The sequence below is a fragment of the Prochlorococcus sp. MIT 1011 genome (genome assembly GCF_047305235.1).
In the GTDB taxonomy this organism is placed as follows: domain Bacteria; phylum Cyanobacteriota; class Cyanobacteriia; order PCC-6307; family Cyanobiaceae; genus Prochlorococcus_B.
In genome coordinates this window covers 1,768,746-1,787,076 of the sequence record NZ_CP138983.1, presented here as the reverse complement: position 1 = coordinate 1,787,076, position 18,331 = coordinate 1,768,746, and the positions used below count along the sequence as shown (strand labels likewise).

The window sequence follows — 18,331 nt, the reverse complement described above, 5'->3', positions numbered from 1 at the left end:
TGGATACATTCTGTTGGTCCATATCAACCACGTAGATTTGTCTCATTTCAAGTCCTTCGGTGGATCGATGTCTATTCCACTTGAAGAAGGCTTCACTGTTGTAACAGGTCCAAATGGTTCAGGTAAAAGTAATATTCTTGATGGGGTTTTATTTTGTTTAGGCCTTGCAAATAGTCGAGGCATGAGAGCAGACAGATTGCCTGACTTAGTCAATAGTGGTGTATTAAAAGCTGGAAAATCTTCGGAAACTAAAGTAACTGTCAAATTTGATTTAACTGATTGGCAGCCCGATGATGCTGAAGAAGGGATAGAGCCTACTGAGGAAGGACCTTGGATTAAGCCTGATCAAAAAGAATGGACAGTCTCAAGAAGTTTAAAAGTTATGCCAGGAGGGTCATATGCTTCCACTTACAGCGCAGATGGTGAGACTTGCAACTTACAGCAATTGCAAACCCAATTAAGGCGTCTAAGGATCGATCCTGAAGGGAGCAATGTTGTTATGCAAGGAGATGTTACTCGAATTGTTTCTATGAGTAATAAAGATCGAAGAGGTCTAATAGATGAACTCGCTGGTGTCGCGCTATTTGATACTCGTATTGCTCAAACTCGTACAAAGTTGGATGATGTTTATGAAAGGCAGGAACGTTGTCGGATTGTTGAACAAGAATTGATTCTGTCTAAACAGCGTTTGCAAAAAGATTGTGAGAAAGCAAGTTTATATAAAGATCTAAAGAATCAATTATTCATTGGCAGACAGCAAGAATTAGTTTTATCTTATGAAAATGCAAAAAAGGGATTGGAAAAATTAGATATAGATCATCAAGAATTAATTAAAAAAGAAAAAATAGATGCAGAGAAGTTACTTAATAATGAAAATGATTTAAGTAAATGTATAGAAAAATTAGATATTTTACAAAAAAATGTTAAAGAACTTGGTGAAGATCAATTGCTTGAAGTTCAAGGCAAACTAGCAGGGATTGAATCTCAACATAGAGAGCTAGAAAGGCAAGGACTTAATCATAAAAATGAAGGAGAACAATTACAGGAATCTAGAAATAATCTTCTCCAGAAAAAGAAAGATTATCAAACTGATTTACAAAGTAAATTGAATGAGATCAACCCTAAAGATCTAGAAGAAGCTGACTTAAGATGTAAAGAGGCTGAAGCTTGGGTTGAATCTTCTAGAAGGAAGCTTTCAGATGTGGCAGGTCGTTCTGGCGCATGGATAGAAAAACATCAGAAAGCTAGAGATGATCTTAATAAAATTCGATTGGAATTAGATCCTAAAAGACTAGAGAAACAAAATATTGAAGAAAGCTTATTGCAATTAAATGTTATTTTAAAAGAATTAGAAACTGATCAAAAAGCTGATGAATCTTCCAATGATAAAGTACATATAGAAATTAATAATTTGAATAAAGAATGGGATAATATTTTAGATTTACTGTCTATTAAAAATGAAGAATTTCAATTATTAGCATCTGAGAAAGATATACAAGAGCGTACTAAATATAGATTAGAGAAAGAACAGTCAAAGCTTCAAAATGATATTGCTCGTTTAGAAAGTAGGAAAGAAATGATTTCTGAAAGCCGAGGGACAAATGCAATTACTTTGTTATTGGAATCTGGGATAGAAGGTATACATGGACCTGTTGCAAGTTTAGGCGAGGTTGAAGATCGTTATAGGATTGCACTTGAGGTAGCTGCTGGTGTAAGGCTTGCGCAAGTTGTTGTGGATAACGATCAAATTGCTGCAAAATCAATTGATCTTTTAAAACGAAAAAGAGCTGGAAGATTGACTTTTTTACCTCTAAATAAGATTTTAAAAAACTCTCAAAATAGGTCTGATGTATTTCAGCGATCTGTTCAGACTAATCTCAATAAAAATACTGGATTAATCGGAAAGGCTATTGACTTGGTTCGATTTGATTCAATATATAAAGAAGTTTTCTTGTATGTGTTTGGTGAGACAATTGTGTTTGGTGACTTGTCTTCAGCTCGTAATCAAATTGGTATCAAAAGGGCTGTTACTTTAGAAGGTGAATTGTTGGAAAAAAGTGGAGCAATGACTGGTGGAAGTTTAAATAATAGAGCATTGGGTTTGAGTTTTGGAAGAGTAAAAGATAACGATAATTGTGATCTTTTAAAGCATAGATTATTAGAAGTCGGTGAGACTCTAGCTAATTGTCAAAAAAACGAAAATCAACTCATTCATAAGCTAGATAATCTAAGAACTCAGCTAAATACATTAGAACAAAAGAAAGCAGCAATTGATGCTGAAAGAGTAACTTCTAAAAGATCAAATTCGCCTTTATTAGAACGCCAAAGTCATCGCTCAAAAAGGATTGATGATCTTCAAAAATCTAAAAAAGAAAAGCTATTTCAATTAGAATCTATTAATTCCAGTATTAAACCTTTAGAGGTCGTTTTATTAGAAATTGAGAAGGAAGAAAAAACAATAGATAAATCAAGTGACGCATCTGTTTGGTCTGAATTACAAAATGATCTAGAAGATGCTGATAAAAATCTTCTTGCTTTTAGAAATAAAAGAGATGAGATTGCAAATAAGCAATCACAGAACAAGCTTGCGATTGATCGATTAAATGATCAAGAGGCTTATTTAATCAACGAAGAAAAACGTTTAAAGGATTCCATAGATAATCTTGCTTCTGCTCATATGGCTTGGCGTGAGCAAAGCAAACTACTTAATACCAATCGTCAAGATTTGATCAATCAACAAAAAGATTTAGAAACCCGCTTTGGGGAGCAACGAAGAGAAAGGGATTGCGTAGAAGCTGATGTAGCTAAAAAACGATTGAACTTACAAGAAATGCAATGGAGTCTCCAACGTTTAAGGGAAGATCAAAAAAACATGAAAGAAGAAATGCGAATGGAAACTATTCGATGTACTGAATTAGAAAAGAATCTTCCGAACCCCATTCCCGACATCTCAGAAGAAATAAGAGATAATGGTTTAGATGCTTTACTGTCTCACTTGGACTCTTTGCAGAAAAGAATGGAAGCGCTGGAACCTGTAAACATGCTTGCATTGGAAGAATTGGCCAAATTAGAAGAGAGACTTAATGAACTAGAAAATAGACTGCAAGTTCTTACTGATGAAAGATCGGAGCTGCTAATGAGGATAGAGACTGTTTCAACCTTGCGTCAGGAGGCCTTTATGGAGGCTTTTCAGGCAGTAGATGTACATTTTCGTGAAATTTTTGCAAGGCTCTCTGAAGGAGATGGGCATTTGCAACTTGAGAATCTTGACCAACCTTTGGAAGGTGGTTTGACTTTGGTGGCCCATCCAAAAGGTAAGCCGGTAAGACGGCTTGCGGCTATGTCAGGTGGAGAAAAATCATTAACTGCTTTGAGTTTTCTTTTCGCGTTACAACGTTTTAGACCTTCTCCTTTTTATGCCCTTGACGAAGTAGATAGTTTCTTGGATGGAGTCAATGTTGAAAGGCTAGCTGCTTTGATTTCTCAGCAAGCTGAGCATGCACAATTTCTTGTCGTAAGTCATAGAAGACCTATGATTGGGGCCTCAATGAGGACTATTGGTGTAACTCAAGCAAGGGGGAACCATACTCAAGTTGTTGGGTTGCCAATCGCAGCTTGATTGAATTTACTAACATGGTCCAATATGGTTCTACCAATCTTATTTCTGCATATTTGAGTTGACCAATACTCAAGCCCCACAAGAATCAACATCTGCTGTCCCAACTGACAGATTATGGCTTCGCTCTGAGTTGATGGGGACTCAGGTTATTACTCGTGATACTGGGCGAAGGTTGGGTCTTGTCGGAGAGGTTGTTGTTGACATTGATCGTAGAGAAGTTGTTGCGTTGGGATTAAGAGATAATCCTCTCACACGTTTTTTACCAGGTTTACCTAGATGGCTTCCTCTTGATCAGATTCGTCAAGTAGGTGATGTCATTTTGGTAGATACAATAGATTCTTTGAGCGAAAACTTTGCTCCTGAAAGATTCAATAAAGTTATCAATTGCCAGGTTATTACTGAATCAGGAGATCAGTTGGGGAGAGTACTTGGATTTTCTTTTGATATTGAGACCGGAGAATTACTTACTTTAGTTATGGGAGCGCTAGGCGTTCCATTATTGGGTGAAGGAGTTTTAAGTACTTGGGAGATGCCTGTTGATGAAATTGTCAGTAGTGGACCAGACAGAATTATTGTTTATGAGGGAGCAGAAGAGAAATTAAAACAATTAAACAGCGGTTTTCTTGAAAAGCTTGGCGTGGGCAATTCGGGATGGGAAGAAAGCGAAAGAGAAAGGTACAGAGTTAATCTTGTCCCCGTTGAGAATCAATTGACTTCTGGTGAAAGTGCAAATGATGATCAAAGACTTATAGAACAATCTCAAGAGGAAATATTTGAAGAAGAAGAGATGGACTATGTAGAATTACAAGATTTAGAAAAAGAACAATATGATCAGGAATTAAGATATCTAGATGAACCTAATGAGTCTTCTATTTATTCAGAAATTGATGAAGATGAAGTAAATTATCCTGAATCAAAATTCAAAACTAGAACTGATAATTTTCAAAAAGAAATACCCTCAAAAAATATTAAGAATAGGTCAAAAACAATAAGAAAGGAAGAGCCTATGGATGTTGAGCCTTTAGAAAATTCATCTATAAAAAAACCTCAAGAGCCTCTGTCTAAAGTTGAAGAAAATTTAGATATTGAAGATCCATGGTGATCAACTTAAAAGTTTATTCTCTTCTAGAAGATTAATAATTTCTTGACAAAATTTTTTTGTTGCTCCTTTCTCACCTCTAAGTGCTTGAAGATCTTTCTTTTGACCAGCAAGCCTTGAAGGAGAACTTAGCCAATCAATAGTTTCTTCAGCAATTTGTGTGGTTGTTATGTGCCCGATTCTTTCAGGAACAATCATTCTTTTTGCAGATATATTTGGCCAAGCCATAAATCCTTTTTTTCTCAGTTTAACAAAGCTAATTAATAAACCTAGGCACCATTTTAAAATTGGTAATCTTGCTATTAAACCTAACAAACCATCCCATGCATCCATAACTATAATGTGTTGTGTAGGTACAACAACTATCATTGGAATATTTAATGATCCAAGTTCAGCAGTATTTGCTCCCACTGTTGTTAGTGCTATATCACATTGGCTGAGATCACTATATGCTGGATGCTCTTCTTGTACTAAAATTATTGTTGAATTATTGGTTATTAATATTCCTCTTGCTTCTTTATTCTTGGCTCTATTAATTGATTTTACCCCAGATTTATATTGTTTTGAAATGGGATTTTTTCCACTTCCAAAGTATTTTATTTCATCTATATTTGTTGTGGGAGCAAGAGGTATTAAAAACTTACAATTTGGCATTGATTTTGATATTTTATCAGCTACATCAAGAAAAAAAGGTATTCCAATCTTTAGTTTGGTGCTTTTTGAACCTGGCATGAGAGCAATCCACTTGCCAGAAGGGAGTGGATTATCAATTTTTGCAGTTTCAGTTAAGTCAGCTGTTAAATCTCCTATTACTGAACAACGATTTTGAATTTGTCTTGGTAGTTTCTTAACGATACTGTCCGACATCGCGACAATACGATCATTCCAAAAAGGCCATCTTGCGATCCATTCTGCATATGTCATATGTAAATATCCCAATCTTGCTGAAAGTAGTACGCTCCAAAATTGATCTCCTCCTAAAAAAATAACTAATCCTTTGGAGGGCCACGAACCAAATTTTTTAGGTTTGATAAGAAGCTCCCAGAAATTTTTTGCTTTAATTATATTTTCAAATTGAAACCACTTTTTGGCTACGAGATTTTCGTTGCCAGTTGCGTTCGGGCAAGGCACCAAGACAAGATTTAAGGATATTGAAGATGTCTTGACTTCGGGTCTTAGTGCAATTTGTTTATGAAGCTCTTTAGCAAGTGGCTTAACCCAAGTAGCTAGTTCACCTGGTCCATTTGAGACAAAGATAATTGCTAAAGGATCATTACTCATTTATTGATGAGCATTAGTTTTAAAAAATGCGGATGGCGAGACTTGAACTCGCAAGGCCGAAGCCACATGTTCCTTAGACATGCGCGTATACCAATTCCGCCACATCCGCAAGTTAACTCAGTTCAACACCAAGTAACTATGATCATAATGCTAAACCTATTAAGCTTCTACTTAATGCGTTTCTTTCTTGGGCACTAATACTGATACGATCCGGCTGAGGCCTTAATAAATTTGAATGCCCATAGGCAAATTGCTGATAGCTAATCGTGGCGAAATAGCCTTAAGAATTCTCCGTAGCTGCCGTGAGATGGGGATTGCAACAGTTGCTGTTTACAGCACTGTTGATAAAAATGCTTTACATGTTCAATTGGCTGATGAGGCTGTTTGCGTTGGAGATTCTCCTAGTAGTAAAAGTTATCTAAATATTCCGAACATACTAGCTGCAGCAACATCAAGAGGCGTTGATGCTATTCACCCTGGTTATGGCTTTTTAGCAGAGAATGATCGTTTTGCAGAGATGTGCGGAGATCACGGGCTGATTTTTGTAGGTCCATCGCCTCATGCAATACGTTCAATGGGTGATAAGTCAACAGCTAAATCAACTATGCAGAAGGTTGGAGTTCCAACTGTACCTGGAAGTGAGGGCTTGCTAGATAGCGTTTCAGATGCATCGCAGCTTGCCTCTGAAATGGGCTATCCGGTAATGATTAAAGCAACAGCAGGAGGTGGTGGAAGAGGTATGCGTTTAGTTGGACATGCTGATGAATTGGATAATCTTTTTAAAGCTGCTCAGGGGGAGGCTGAAGCTGCATTTGGTAATCCAGGTTTATATATGGAGAAATTTATTGATCGTCCAAGGCATGTAGAGGTTCAGATTCTTGCTGATCGTTTTGGAAATGTTGTGCACCTTGGCGAGAGAGATTGTTCTATTCAAAGACGCCATCAGAAATTATTAGAGGAATCACCAAGTCCAGCTTTAGATGATCACTTAAGGATAAAGATGGGAGAAGCAGCTGTTGCAGCTGCAAAAAGTATTAATTACGAAGGCGCTGGGACAGTGGAATTCTTATTGGATCGGCAAGAAAACTTTTACTTTATGGAAATGAATACTCGAATACAAGTGGAGCATCCAGTAACAGAACTAGTTACTGGTATGGATCTCATATCAGAACAATTACGTATTGCAGGAGGAGAAAAATTACACTTTAGTCAATCAGAGATCAAGCTTGAAGGACATGCAATTGAATGCAGAATTAATGCTGAAGATCCAAGTCATAATTTTAGGCCCTCACCAGGTAAAATAACAGGTTGGTTGCCTCCTGGGGGACCAGGTGTCAGGGTAGATAGCCATGTTTATACCGGTTACGACATACCTCCTTTTTATGATTCTCTAATAGGAAAATTAATCGTTTGGGGAAGAGATAGAGAAGCTGCACTTAAACGTATGGAAAGAGCTTTAAACGAATGTGCAGTTACAGGAATTACAACTACTATTGATTTTCATTTGACATTACTGAAGAGAAAAGAATTTATAAAAGGGGATGTTCATACAAAGTTTGTTGAGCAAGAAATGTTGTAAGAAATTCTAATTATCAAAATATAATTTGGGTTAGTAAACCTTGTTGACCAAGAAATAATTCGCGAAAAAGACTTAAGAGACCTACCCAAATAATCGGAGTAACATCTACACCTCCTATCGGAGCGACAATTTTTCGAGTAGCTACCAGTACAGGTTCAGTTGGCAAGAAGATAAGTGGCCAAAAACCAGTTCTTAAATCTATTTTTGGATACCAAGTCAAAATAATTCTGAGAAGGAATGCAAGGGTTAGGGAGCCTAGTAAAAAACCCATTAAAAAATGGAGGGCTGGAAGGCTTTTAATTAATAGAGGCATCACAAAGCTCAAAGCATTATTGAATAGATGGTATAAATCATCTTTTATTGCGTAAGATTACTCGGTATTGCATACGAATTAGCTTAAATGGCTTTTCATTTATTAAATTTGTTCCTTAGCGCTGGAGCCTCTAGTGAAGCTGCTACAAGTTCTGCTGTTGGGATGATAGGGAGTTTTCTTGGAGCTGGAGCTTTGGTAGTTGCTCCTGCTGCTGCTGCGTTGATTTGGGTTAGTCAAAAAGATGCATTGAGTAGATAGCCCTAGCAATCACCTATTTATGCCATAGACTGATGAAAATAAGGTTGTTTTCAACCTGAAAATGTTTATTTAAGAGGGCAAACTTGGTCAATGCCAGTCTAAATTGGGCCAGCATTGTTGGCATAGTTCTTGCTGTATGCGGAGCTGGCTTATATTTTCTCAGATCTTTTAAGCCAGCATTGGCAAGAGATTATGATGTTTTCTTTGCCGCCATTGGTTTGCTCTGTGGTGGAATACTTTTTTTTCAAGGTTGGAGATTAGATCCAATCCTTCAGTTTGGACAGTTTTTACTTGCTGGAACAACTGTTTTCTTTGCTTATGAAAGTGTTCGACTTAGAGGTATTGCAACTGATCAAGCACGAAGATCTTCATATTTTGATGATGAACCTGAGTTGCCAAGATCTCCTAGAGGAGGTTTGTCTGAGGCAGGCTTAGATAGGAATTATGATAGATTTGAGGATGTTCAACCCATTAATAGAAGATTTTCAAGTAGAGAAGATTATCAAGAAGAATATTCAGAGGATGAAAATTACGGAAGAGCTCCATCTAGGGCAGCAATTCCTGAGCAAGCTGTAAGCAGGAGGACAAGAAATATTAGTTCTTCAGAAATTAATGCTCGATCAACTGAAAGAAATAGGAGAATGGAACGATTTAATAATTCAGAATCCTCTTCAGATAGAGCCTCAAGCTTTGGAGATAGGCGAACTAGTCGACAAGAAACAAGGCGAGGGACTCGTCCTTCAGCCAATTCTCAAACATCAAGTCGAAGAAGAAATGGAACGCCTAATCCCTCTCAGGCATCTTCTTCAAGGCTAAATTCTGATAATGCATCTAGCCCCTCCCCTAGATCTAATAGGCCCTCTAAAACTAATAACAGTATTGAAGATGCTGCTTTTTCAAATACTGAAAAAGGGGTAAGACGAGTTAGTAGAAGACCTGCACAAAATCCTGGTGCAAACCCAAAACCTTCTAATGAAAGATCATCCTCTAAAAGTTCGTATTCATCATCAACAAGAAAGTCTAGACCAAGAGATAACAGTTCAAGATTTGATGATTAATTCAATAATGATTACTTACTAATTATTCCAGCCCATTCCAAAAAAGATATCTTGCTTAGTGCTTCTACAAGTAGAACTGCCATAAGACCAATCATTGCAAATCTTCCATTTATTCTCTCTGCATAGCCACTCCAACCAAATTCAGGAATATCATTTGTGGTTGCGCTAGGTGAAAGATTTTTATTTTCTGATTCAGTTTGTGCTGGCTCAGTTGATTGAATATCTTGGTTTGTTTCAGTATTTGAGTTCATAGAAATACACTAGTTCTCAGTAAATTGGTAACTTGAAGCGGGCAATAATCGCCAACCTTTGTTCTCAGTTATTTCAAGTACATTTTCATGATAGTTCTTCAAGGTTGGCCTATGACCAACGCTAATGCAAGCCATCTCGCGTTGGTTAAGAAGTTTATAAAGATGTTTTTCTGTATTTACGTCTAATGCACTTGTTGCTTCATCTAAAACGACATATTTAGGTGAATTTAGCAAAAGTCTTGCGAAAGCTAGCCTTTGTTGCTCTCCAAGAGATAGTAGCCTTTGCCAATCTTGTTTGATATCTAGGTCAGGATATCTTTGGATAATTTGAGGTAAATTAACTTCTTCTAAAACGGCTTTTAGATGCTCATCACTGAATCTATTTTTATCTAATGGGTAACAAAGCTGTTCTCTAAGAGAGCCAAGATTCATGTATGGTTTTTGTGGAATGAAAAGTAAATCTCCATTCGAGGGTGTCTCTATCTCACCAGATTGTATTGCCCATAGACCGCTAATTGCTCGAAGTAAAGACGTCTTGCCGCAACCAGAAGGTCCTACGACAAGTAAACTTTGACCTGTTTCAAGACTTAGATTTAAATTGTTAATTAGTAAATTATCGGTTCCAGGAGTTTTAATACTTACATTTTTCAAAATAATAGAATCATTAGTTTTAACTTCTGCTTTAAAGTCATCGAATTTGTTATCTCTGATTTCATTCATGTTTGATTGAAATCCTTCAAGTCTGCCTATTGAAGCTGAGAATCTAGCTAAAGCCTCTATTTTATAAATAATAAAAAATAATGATCCTTCAAGAAGGTTATAGTTTAAGTTGGCTTGTTGAAAACTTCCATAGTCCATTTGTCCGCTAAGAATTGGTCCTGCGAGAATAATGAATGGAATAAAAACACTTCCATAAATTCCTGAGCGTTGAAGTACTCTTAATAATGCTTCCCATATTATTAAAAGATTAAAGTTATCTACCACAGACTTAAGTCTTCTACTAACTTCTTTTTCTTCTTGATTTTCACCAGAATAAAAAGCAATTGACTCTGCGTTATTTCTTACATGGACAAGACCATAACGGAAATCAGCTTCAAATCGTAATTGATCATAATTTAATTTAAACAGTTTTCTACTCGCAAAAAGTAGTAAAGATGAAACTAATGTGGCGTAAACTATCAATGCAAACGTTAGCTCTTTGCTTATACTTAGTAAAATAAAAATGTTTAATGAAAATACTAATAAAGAATCAAAAATATTTAACGATAGATCAATTGTTTGTGCCGTAAAGTCTCTAGCATCTTCTGTAATTCTTTGATCGGGATTATCGACATTCGTTTCCGATTCATCGTTGGGATTTAATATGTAATAGGTCCTATCATCTAAATAGTCTGTAATGAGACTTTTGGATAACCACTCTCTCCATAAAAGCTGAAGTTTCGCTGAAAAATAAAATTGAAAGCTTCTTATGGGAAGAGCTGCAATAAAACAAATTCCAAGAATCCACAAATTTTTATAACTTTCATTTTCATCTTTTTGTATTAAGGCATTAGTTATATCTCTTACTAGAAAAGTAATTCCAGCGTTAATTCCATTGACAGACAATAACATCAATATAATTACTCCTAGCAAAAGCCAAGGAAGCCACCTCCTTTGCCTTAACTGACCACGAACAGTTATAAATGAAAAAATCCCTAAGGCAAACAAGCTTGAAATTATTATTCCCGAAGGACCATCCCAGATGACCCTTAAGGAATTTTGAACTCCTCCTAAAAATTGATTTGTTGTCTCTGGAGCTAAATTGGTTAACAGGCTCATTAAACCTGTTAGTAAAAATAGAACTGTTCCGCCTACACAAAATAATAAAGCTATTAATAAGTAGACAAATAGCCAGCCATTGTTCTTTGTATAAGGGAGAAAATATGGCTGAGTGAGCTTTCTTAATTTAATTAGTTGGCTTACTAGTCCTTTTTGAGCTTTAGAAAATGATGTGGCCATATTAATTTGATTATTTCAAAGTCAATAAATAATTTATTAGTGAAAAGGATAGCTTATTTTTTTTAAAGTTAAATTTGCCACTTTTTTAAGAGCAAAAACTCATAAAAGTCATTAATTTATTCATCTTAGCTGAAACCCAAATATGTTTTTATGATCATTGGTATTGGTAGTGAAGAAATAAGCTGCATATCAAAAGAGTGAACTGCAGGAATAGTTCGATCTAATACCCAAATAACCAAAAAAGGAGCATTCAGAATTATCTGCCATTGCCATTTGTAAGTTAAAATTGACCATACTTTTTTTAAAATAGATTGTTGGTTCTCACTAAGATTTGACCAAAAATCTTCTAAATTTGTGTTTATTTTGTTAAAAATGCTTTTTTTATCTGCAGAAGTTTGAGAATCCATTGGAAGCATTTTAATTTATTACTTTATAGCGCATTGATGGGGCAACCCGAGTCAGTAACTAAGCCAGTAGACCAATCGTGTGTATTAAAAAATCATGGAAATCCAAGAGTTACCCTTACCCGGGTGGCCAACTTAATTTCCTTCCTCCAATGATATGAATATGTAAGTGAAATACTGTTTGACCTGCTTCTTCTCCTGTATTAATTATGGTTCTCCAACTTTCTAAACCAGCAGCATTGGCAATTTCGGTCCCTTTTAGGAGTAAGTGACCTAGTAATTCTTGATCTTCTTTTTTTATATCTTTCAGACTTGGAATAGGTTTCCGGGGAATTATTAAAATGTGAGTGGGCGCTTGAGGGGTAATATCTTTGAAAGCCAGGCATTTGTCATCACTAAAAACCTCATCACAAGGAATTTCACCACTCAGAATTTTATCGAAAATTGTTGTCATTGAATTTGAGGTGAGAGCAATAATATGAATCTATGAGATTATTTATACTTTGAATTGAGATAATTCTTTCAATTCGTTTCTTTTCTTACATCGCTTTGATTGAAATTATTCTCATTTAATTGTTTTTTTAGCTCTTCTTCATCAGATACTTTATCAACAAATAAAACCCCATTGAGATGATCTATCTCATGTTGAATGCATCTTGCCATTAGACCCTCAGCATTCATTTTTTTTGGTCTACCCATTTCATCTCGATAACTTAATTTAATTGAAGAGGGCCTTACTACATTTAGATAAACGCCAGGAATACTTAGACAACCTTCTTCATAAGTATCTACGCTTGCACTAGATGAAATTATTTCAGGATTTATGAAAACATTAGGAGGGGATTCTGGCTCTTCAAAATTCAAATCAATAACAAGTATTCTCTTCTGTACACCAACTTGCGGAGCTGCTAAACCAATTCCTTTTGCTGAATACATAGTTATGAGCATATCTTTTGCAAGCTTTCTAATTGAATCGTCAACCTTTACTATTCGATTAGCAGGAGTCCTCAAGGTCTCTTGACCGAGCATGTAAATCTTTAAAGGAGGATTTTTTACAGCTTCTTTAGAAACTGCAATCAGAGGTTTCTTCTTCTCTGCATTTTTTGCAAGTTGAGCAAAACTTCCAGCCAAAGGAATATTAGGAGAACATCAATTGATACTTTACTTTGTTTTCACTGATATGAGCTAATTAATTATCGACTTCTCAACATCAACTAAGAATCAAACAATGAAAATCTTAGATGCTGAAAAAGTTTATGGGGAAGCCCCCATATTTAAGGAGCCTAGGATCATAGGTGATTGGGTTTTGTGGTTAGAACAAAGACCAAACGAAAAAGGAAGAACTACAGCTTTAATTAGACCTTGGAAGAATAAAGACTTATCACCTCAGGAGTTAACACCTTATCCAAGTGATTTAAGGACAAAAATTCATGGATATGGGGGTGCTCCTTTAACAGCCAACCTAAATGGATCAGATCTAATCTTGACTTGGGTAGATAATAAAGATAACTGCTTATGGATGAGAACTTGGTCTTATGAGGAAGAGAATGAAAAATCTTTTTCTTTTAAATTCATACCTAAAACACAATTAATTTGTCTGACAAAAAAACATAATTATTTTCTTGCAGGTGGCGTAATTGACCTTGAAAAAAATATTTGGATTGGATTGATGGAAGATGAAGAAGGAGATCATATAGTTTCCTATTCTTTAGAAAAAACTGATCAATATCCAAAATATATTTATTCATCTCATGGATTATTAGGTTATCTTGCTCTGAATTCTAAAGATAGAAAGTTGGCATGGGTTGAGTGGATAAATACTTCAATGCCTTGGGATTTAAATGAATTAAAGTTAGCTAAATTGGATGAGAATGTAAATATCATAAATATAGTAAATATTAATAATCAATATTTAAAATGCACAGGAAAAATATCATTTTTTAATCCTATTTGGTCCGATACAGGTGATCTCTTTGTCGCTGAAGATAGTAGTGGATGGTGGAATATCACAAAGATTAAGACTGACTCTAATAATAATTCAATTACTATTTCTCAGAATCAATGGGCTATTAAGGCTGAAATTGCTTTTCCTCAATGGGTACTTGGGATGTCGAGCTTTTCATGTGTGGGGGATGACATTGTTGGGGCTTTTGCTAAGGAAGGAATTTGGACTTTAGCTTTATTTCAAAAAAATGGATCTATCCAAATTATTGACCAACCTTTTATTGATTTTTCAGGTATTTATTCGGATCAAAATCGAGTTGTTGCTATTGCCAGTAGTTCAAAAATTAGTGAAGGTATTTTTGAAATAGATTTATCAGATAAAAGTTGGGACCATACTCCTGCCTCTTCATTTCGCTTGGATCCGACTCAAATAAGTATTGGTGAATCTTTTTGGTTTGTCGGATCAAATGGAGAGAATGTTCATGCTTGGTATTATCCACCTCTTGATAGAAAACTATTGTTGCCACCTTTATTGGTAAAAAGTCACAGTGGCCCTACTGGTATGGCTCGTTGTGGATTGGATTTAGAGGTGCAATTTTGGACATCAAGAGGTTGGGCGGTTGTCGATGTTAATTATGGAGGTTCTTCTGGTTTCGGTAGAAAATATAGAGATCGATTGAGAGGGAATTGGGGATTAGTCGATGTTTTGGATTGTACAAAGGCAGCTCAGTCTTTGATTGCATCTGGCAAGGTTGATGATGAGCGCATAGCAATTGTAGGGAGTAGTGCATCGGGTTTTACAGCTTTAGGTTGTTTAATATCCACTGATATTTTTAATATCGGAGCATGTAAGTATGCGGTAGCTGATTTGATAAGTATGGCTAATTCAACGCATAGATTTGAAGAATTTTATTTAGATTATTTAATAGGTAATATCAAAACTGAGTCTGAAAAATATCTTCAAAGGTCGCCAATTGAAAATGTCAATTTTATCAATACGCCATTGATTTTGTTTCATGGATTAAAAGATAAAGTTATACGATTTGAGCAATCTATTGCAATTAAAGATGAATTATTAAAACGTGAAATTCCTGTGGATATAAATATATTTGAGCACGAAGGCCATGGATTTAAGGATGGCAGAGTAAAAGTTGATGTATTAAAAAAAACAGAAGCTTTTTTTAGACAATATCTAAATAGTTAAGAATTTTTCTTTAAAAAAGAAATTACTGATTTTAGTTCTTCAGTAAGAGAATCAATTTCTGATGGAGTAGATATAAAGCTTAAGCTTGCTCTAGCTGTACTTTTTATTCCATAGAAGCGATGGAGTGGTTGACAGCAATGATGACCACTCCTGATGCAAATATTGCTGTTATCAAGTAACTCCGCAACATCATTGGAATGAATCCCTTTGATATAAAAGGTTGCTAATGGTCCTCTATCAGGCTGAATTAAAGGGTTAGGGCCAAGAATCTTTAAATCATCTACTCCCTCTAATTTTTCAAAAAGATATTTTGTTAATTCTTTTTCGTAATTATGGATTTCGTTTAAACCAATTGATTGCAAGTAATTTAGTGCAGTTCCCATTCCTATTGCTTCCCCTATTGCTGGTGTACCAGCTTCAAATTTATGTGGTAAGTCTGCCCAAGTGCTTTTATACTCAAAAACTTCATTAATCATTTCTCCTCCACCAAGAAAAGGAGGCATTTTTTCTAAAATTTCTTCTCTACCCCATAAAAAACCTATTCCAGTAGGACCGCACAGTTTGTGAGAAGATCCTGCCAGAAAATCAATACCTAGTTTTTTAATATCCACGGGCTTATGAGCAAGACTTTGGCAAGCATCTAAAAGAACTAAGCTACCTTTTTGATGGGCAAGGTCAGAAATCTCTTCGATAGGATTACAAGAACCTAGTGTATTGCTGACATGAACAAGACTTACTATTTTTGTTTTAGTACTCAATTTTCTTTTAAAATCAACAAGATCTAATTCTCCATTTTCATCAATATTGATATAAATTAGCTTGCACTTTTTTGCATTGGCTATTAATTGCCAAGGGACTATATTACTATGATGTTCCATTAAACTTATTAATATTTCGTCGTCTTCCTGAAGGTTATTATTTGCCCAACTATAAGCTACAAGGTTTATAGCTTCTGTAGCGTTTCTAGTGAAAACAATCTCTTTTTCATTATTACTATTAATAAAATTTGCTGTTAGCTTTCTTGAATTCTCAAATTTCTCTGTTGCTATTGCACTCAGTTGATGAGCGCCTCTATGAACATTAGCATTTTGAAAACTATAGTATTTTTTTAAAGAATCTATAACTTCTTGTGGTTTTTGACTTGTAGCTGCATGATCTAAATATATTAAATTATTATTATTTCCATTAAATAGTGGAAAATCATTTCTACTTTTTTCAGCAATCTTATTTACTAAATCCTTCACTTTTTTATATCTTGTATTAACTTTTCAATAAAATTCCATTTTTCAGCACTCTTCGGAAAGTTTGAAATCACTTCATCATAATATCCTTGTAACAACAAAGAATTAGCATGTTCATTATCAATACCTCTACTAAGTAAATAAAATAACTCCTCATCTTGAAGTTGGCTTACAGTTGCCCCATGAGTACACCTAACATCATCAGCAACTATCTCAAGCTCCGGTTTTGTATCTATTTTTGCGCGTTTAGAAAGTAATAAATTTCTACTGAGCTGAGCAGCTTCTGTTTTTTGTGCTTTTTGAGGAACTTCAATCGAACCATTAAAAATGCAATGTGAATATTCAGAAGCTACGGCCTTTTGTAATTGATCAAGTTTTCCATTTGGACCTTCAAATCTTATTAAAGAATGTGTGGCTATTTGCTCTTTTGATTTAGTGATTTGAAGCCCTTTGATAATTGTTGAAGCTTCTCCATCACTTTGAATTATTCTTGGTTCAAATCGGGCATAATCCCAACCATGATAAATTGAATTAAGAGAATATTTACTCTTCTCTGATTGTTCTACAGCTACAGTGCATATTGATGAGGATTCTTTCTCTTCGCCCAAAGACAGTAAACCATGAGTTAACTCTACTTTGGATTCTAGTTTGATTTCGATTAAATGATTTTGTGCAGAATTATGATTACCTAGAAAAATTTGTAGTAGATCTAATTTCGCCCCCTCTTCTACAAGCAGTAAGATTCTTGTTGAGATTGACTTTCCCTCGATTGATGGAATAACTATTTCTAATGATTGATTAGAATTACGTTTAATCTTTAAAGCTAAAAGCTGTAAGTTTGATGCCTGATTAAGACATACTGAAATGTCATTTTTTATATTAGTTGAACAAACTATTTTCCCGAGATTCTCTTCAATCTCTCTGTTATTCAGCTCTTCAATTCCCTCAGGTAAATTGATATTAAAAATTGGATTTTTACTAGGATTGATGATAATTCTTTCTCTATTTTGATCCTTTTCTGGAAAGATAGATTTAAATTTTGATTTAATATCTTCGCTACCAATAATTGTTGGTAATGTTAGAAACCTATCTAATCTATTGAAGTTGGATAATCGCCAAGCTTCATCTTTCTTAGAGGGCATCCCTTTTTCTGACAGAAATTCACGTCCTATTGATTGTTCGTTTTTTAAATATCCTTGAGTTGCTGGGAGAGAGTTAAGCCACTCTTTACAAATAGTTGATGATTTCATTTCGCCATCTCCTTGTCTTTGGCATTTTTGTTAATAAAGTCATAACCTGATCTCTCAAGGTCAATTGCTAGTTCTTTATTGCCAGTTTTTATTATTTTCCCATCAGCCATGATATGAACAAAGTCAGGAGTAATCTCATTGAGTAGCCTTTGATAATGGGTTATTAAAATTGTTGCCGTATTTGGTCGCGAGAGTCTATTTATTCCAGATGCAACAATTCTCAGAGCATCAATATCAAGTCCTGAGTCAGTTTCATCAAGTATTGATATGACTGGCTCAAGAAGAGCCATTTGAAGAATTTCGTTACGTTTTTTCTCTCCGCCAGAGAAGCCCTCATTTACGCTTCTTTCAAGAAAGGCTGGATCCATTTCAACTATTTTCAATCTTTCTTTTACTAGATCTTCAAATTCAAAAGTATCTAGTTCACTTGCAAGTAATTCTTTTCTTCTTGAATTGGTGGCAACTCTTAAGAACTCTAGATTGCTAACGCCAGGAATTTCTACTGGGTATTGAAAACCAAGGAAAATGCCAATTCTTGCTCTTTCCTCAGGTTCTAGCTCAAGAATATTCGTACCTTTAAATTGGATAGATCCAGATAGAACTTTGTAAGATGGATGACCAGCTATAACTTTTGAAAGTGTACTTTTTCCGCTTCCATTGCGACCCATTATTGCATGTATTTCTCCTTCTTTGACTAACAGATTAACTCCATGAAGTATCTCTTGATCTTCAACACTGGCATGAAGATCTTTAATAGATAATATTGTTTCTGAAGTAGATGTAATCACTAAATTAGAGAGAAATTTGTAGAGAGAAAAAGTATGTTTTTAAT

Annotated in this window: 16 protein-coding genes and 1 tRNA gene; 6 read left to right on the top strand and 11 right to left on the bottom strand. The window is 35.2% G+C overall.

What is annotated here, in order from left to right; all coding sequences use genetic code 11:
- The first annotated feature begins 67 nt into the window (after positions 1-67).
- Both smc and SIB75_RS10580 read left to right on the top strand, forming a co-directional pair.
- On the top strand, positions 68-3,619 hold the full coding sequence (smc, locus tag SIB75_RS10585) for a chromosome segregation protein SMC (RefSeq protein ID WP_413683289.1): 3,552 nt from the start codon (positions 68-70) through the stop codon (positions 3,617-3,619).
- Positions 3,620-3,677: 58 nt separating this feature from the next.
- Positions 3,678-4,721 carry a PRC-barrel domain-containing protein gene (locus SIB75_RS10580; protein WP_413683288.1) on the top strand — a complete coding sequence of 348 codons (1,044 nt, stop codon included), beginning with the start codon at positions 3,678-3,680 and terminating at the stop codon, positions 4,719-4,721.
- On the opposite strand, the gene SIB75_RS10575 is transcribed toward SIB75_RS10580, so the two are convergent.
- Both SIB75_RS10575 and SIB75_RS10570 read right to left on the bottom strand, forming a co-directional pair.
- Positions 4,722-5,999 (bottom strand): glycosyl transferase, encoded by a 1,278-nt coding sequence (locus SIB75_RS10575; protein ID WP_413683287.1) that lies wholly within the window; start codon positions 5,997-5,999, stop codon positions 4,722-4,724.
- A 27-nt stretch (positions 6,000-6,026) separates the two neighbouring features.
- A tRNA-Leu gene (locus tag SIB75_RS10570) sits at positions 6,027-6,108 on the bottom strand.
- A 126-nt stretch (positions 6,109-6,234) separates the two neighbouring features.
- On the opposite strand from SIB75_RS10570, the gene accC reads away from it, so the two are divergent.
- Positions 6,235-7,578 (top strand): acetyl-CoA carboxylase biotin carboxylase subunit, encoded by a 1,344-nt coding sequence (gene accC / locus SIB75_RS10565; protein WP_413683286.1) that lies wholly within the window; start codon positions 6,235-6,237, stop codon positions 7,576-7,578.
- A gap of 13 nt (positions 7,579-7,591) precedes the next feature.
- On the opposite strand, the gene SIB75_RS10560 is transcribed toward accC, so the two are convergent.
- A complete protein-coding gene (locus SIB75_RS10560) occupies positions 7,592-7,891 on the bottom strand; it encodes a YggT family protein (RefSeq protein ID WP_413683285.1) in 300 nt (99 codons plus the stop codon).
- A gap of 87 nt (positions 7,892-7,978) precedes the next feature.
- On the opposite strand from SIB75_RS10560, the gene psbX reads away from it, so the two are divergent.
- Positions 7,979-8,149: a photosystem II reaction center protein PsbX gene (gene psbX, locus SIB75_RS10555; protein ID WP_413389575.1), complete on the top strand. Its 171-nt coding sequence runs from the start codon at positions 7,979-7,981 to the stop codon at positions 8,147-8,149.
- Between the two features lie 83 nt (positions 8,150-8,232).
- A complete protein-coding gene (locus SIB75_RS10550) occupies positions 8,233-9,207 on the top strand; it encodes a Ycf66 family protein (RefSeq protein ID WP_413683284.1) in 975 nt (324 codons plus the stop codon).
- Positions 9,208-9,218: 11 nt separating this feature from the next.
- Here SIB75_RS10550 and SIB75_RS10545 read toward each other — a convergent pair whose 3' ends face one another.
- The 5 genes from SIB75_RS10545 to def form a co-directional block, all read right to left on the bottom strand.
- Positions 9,219-9,458: a chlorophyll a/b-binding protein gene (locus SIB75_RS10545; RefSeq protein WP_413683283.1), complete on the bottom strand. Its 240-nt coding sequence runs from the start codon at positions 9,456-9,458 to the stop codon at positions 9,219-9,221.
- A gap of 9 nt (positions 9,459-9,467) precedes the next feature.
- Complete coding sequence (locus SIB75_RS10540) at positions 9,468-11,456, bottom strand: ABC transporter ATP-binding protein/permease (protein ID WP_413683282.1); 1,989 nt, start codon at positions 11,454-11,456, stop codon at positions 9,468-9,470.
- Positions 11,457-11,581: 125 nt separating this feature from the next.
- A complete protein-coding gene (locus SIB75_RS10535; RefSeq protein ID WP_413683281.1) occupies positions 11,582-11,863 on the bottom strand; it encodes a hypothetical protein in 282 nt (93 codons plus the stop codon).
- Positions 11,864-11,978: 115 nt separating this feature from the next.
- A complete protein-coding gene (locus SIB75_RS10530; protein WP_413683280.1) occupies positions 11,979-12,314 on the bottom strand; it encodes a histidine triad nucleotide-binding protein in 336 nt (111 codons plus the stop codon).
- 68 nt (positions 12,315-12,382) lie between these two features.
- Positions 12,383-12,991: a peptide deformylase gene (gene def / locus SIB75_RS10525; RefSeq protein ID WP_413683279.1), complete on the bottom strand. Its 609-nt coding sequence runs from the start codon at positions 12,989-12,991 to the stop codon at positions 12,383-12,385.
- A 97-nt stretch (positions 12,992-13,088) separates the two neighbouring features.
- Here def and SIB75_RS10520 point away from each other — a divergent pair, with 97 nt between their 5' ends.
- Positions 13,089-15,008, top strand: coding sequence for a prolyl oligopeptidase family serine peptidase (locus tag SIB75_RS10520; RefSeq protein ID WP_413683278.1), 1,920 nt, complete (start codon positions 13,089-13,091; stop codon positions 15,006-15,008).
- Here SIB75_RS10520 and SIB75_RS10515 read toward each other — a convergent pair.
- From SIB75_RS10515 to sufC, 3 genes are read right to left on the bottom strand one after another with little or no spacing between them, the layout of a single operon-like run.
- On the bottom strand, positions 15,005-16,252 hold the full coding sequence (locus tag SIB75_RS10515) for an aminotransferase class V-fold PLP-dependent enzyme (protein WP_413683277.1): 1,248 nt from the start codon (positions 16,250-16,252) through the stop codon (positions 15,005-15,007). The two genes, SIB75_RS10520 and SIB75_RS10515, sit on opposite strands and share 4 nt — an antisense overlap.
- Entirely contained in the window at positions 16,249-17,499 is a 1,251-nt protein-coding gene (gene sufD / locus SIB75_RS10510; RefSeq protein ID WP_413683276.1) for a Fe-S cluster assembly protein SufD, read from the bottom strand. Before sufD ends, SIB75_RS10515 begins: the two co-directional genes overlap by 4 nt.
- Positions 17,496-18,287, bottom strand: coding sequence for a Fe-S cluster assembly ATPase SufC (sufC, locus tag SIB75_RS10505; RefSeq protein WP_413683275.1), 792 nt, complete (start codon positions 18,285-18,287; stop codon positions 17,496-17,498). Before sufC ends, sufD begins: the two co-directional genes overlap by 4 nt.
- Between the last annotated feature and the right edge of the window lie 44 nt (positions 18,288-18,331).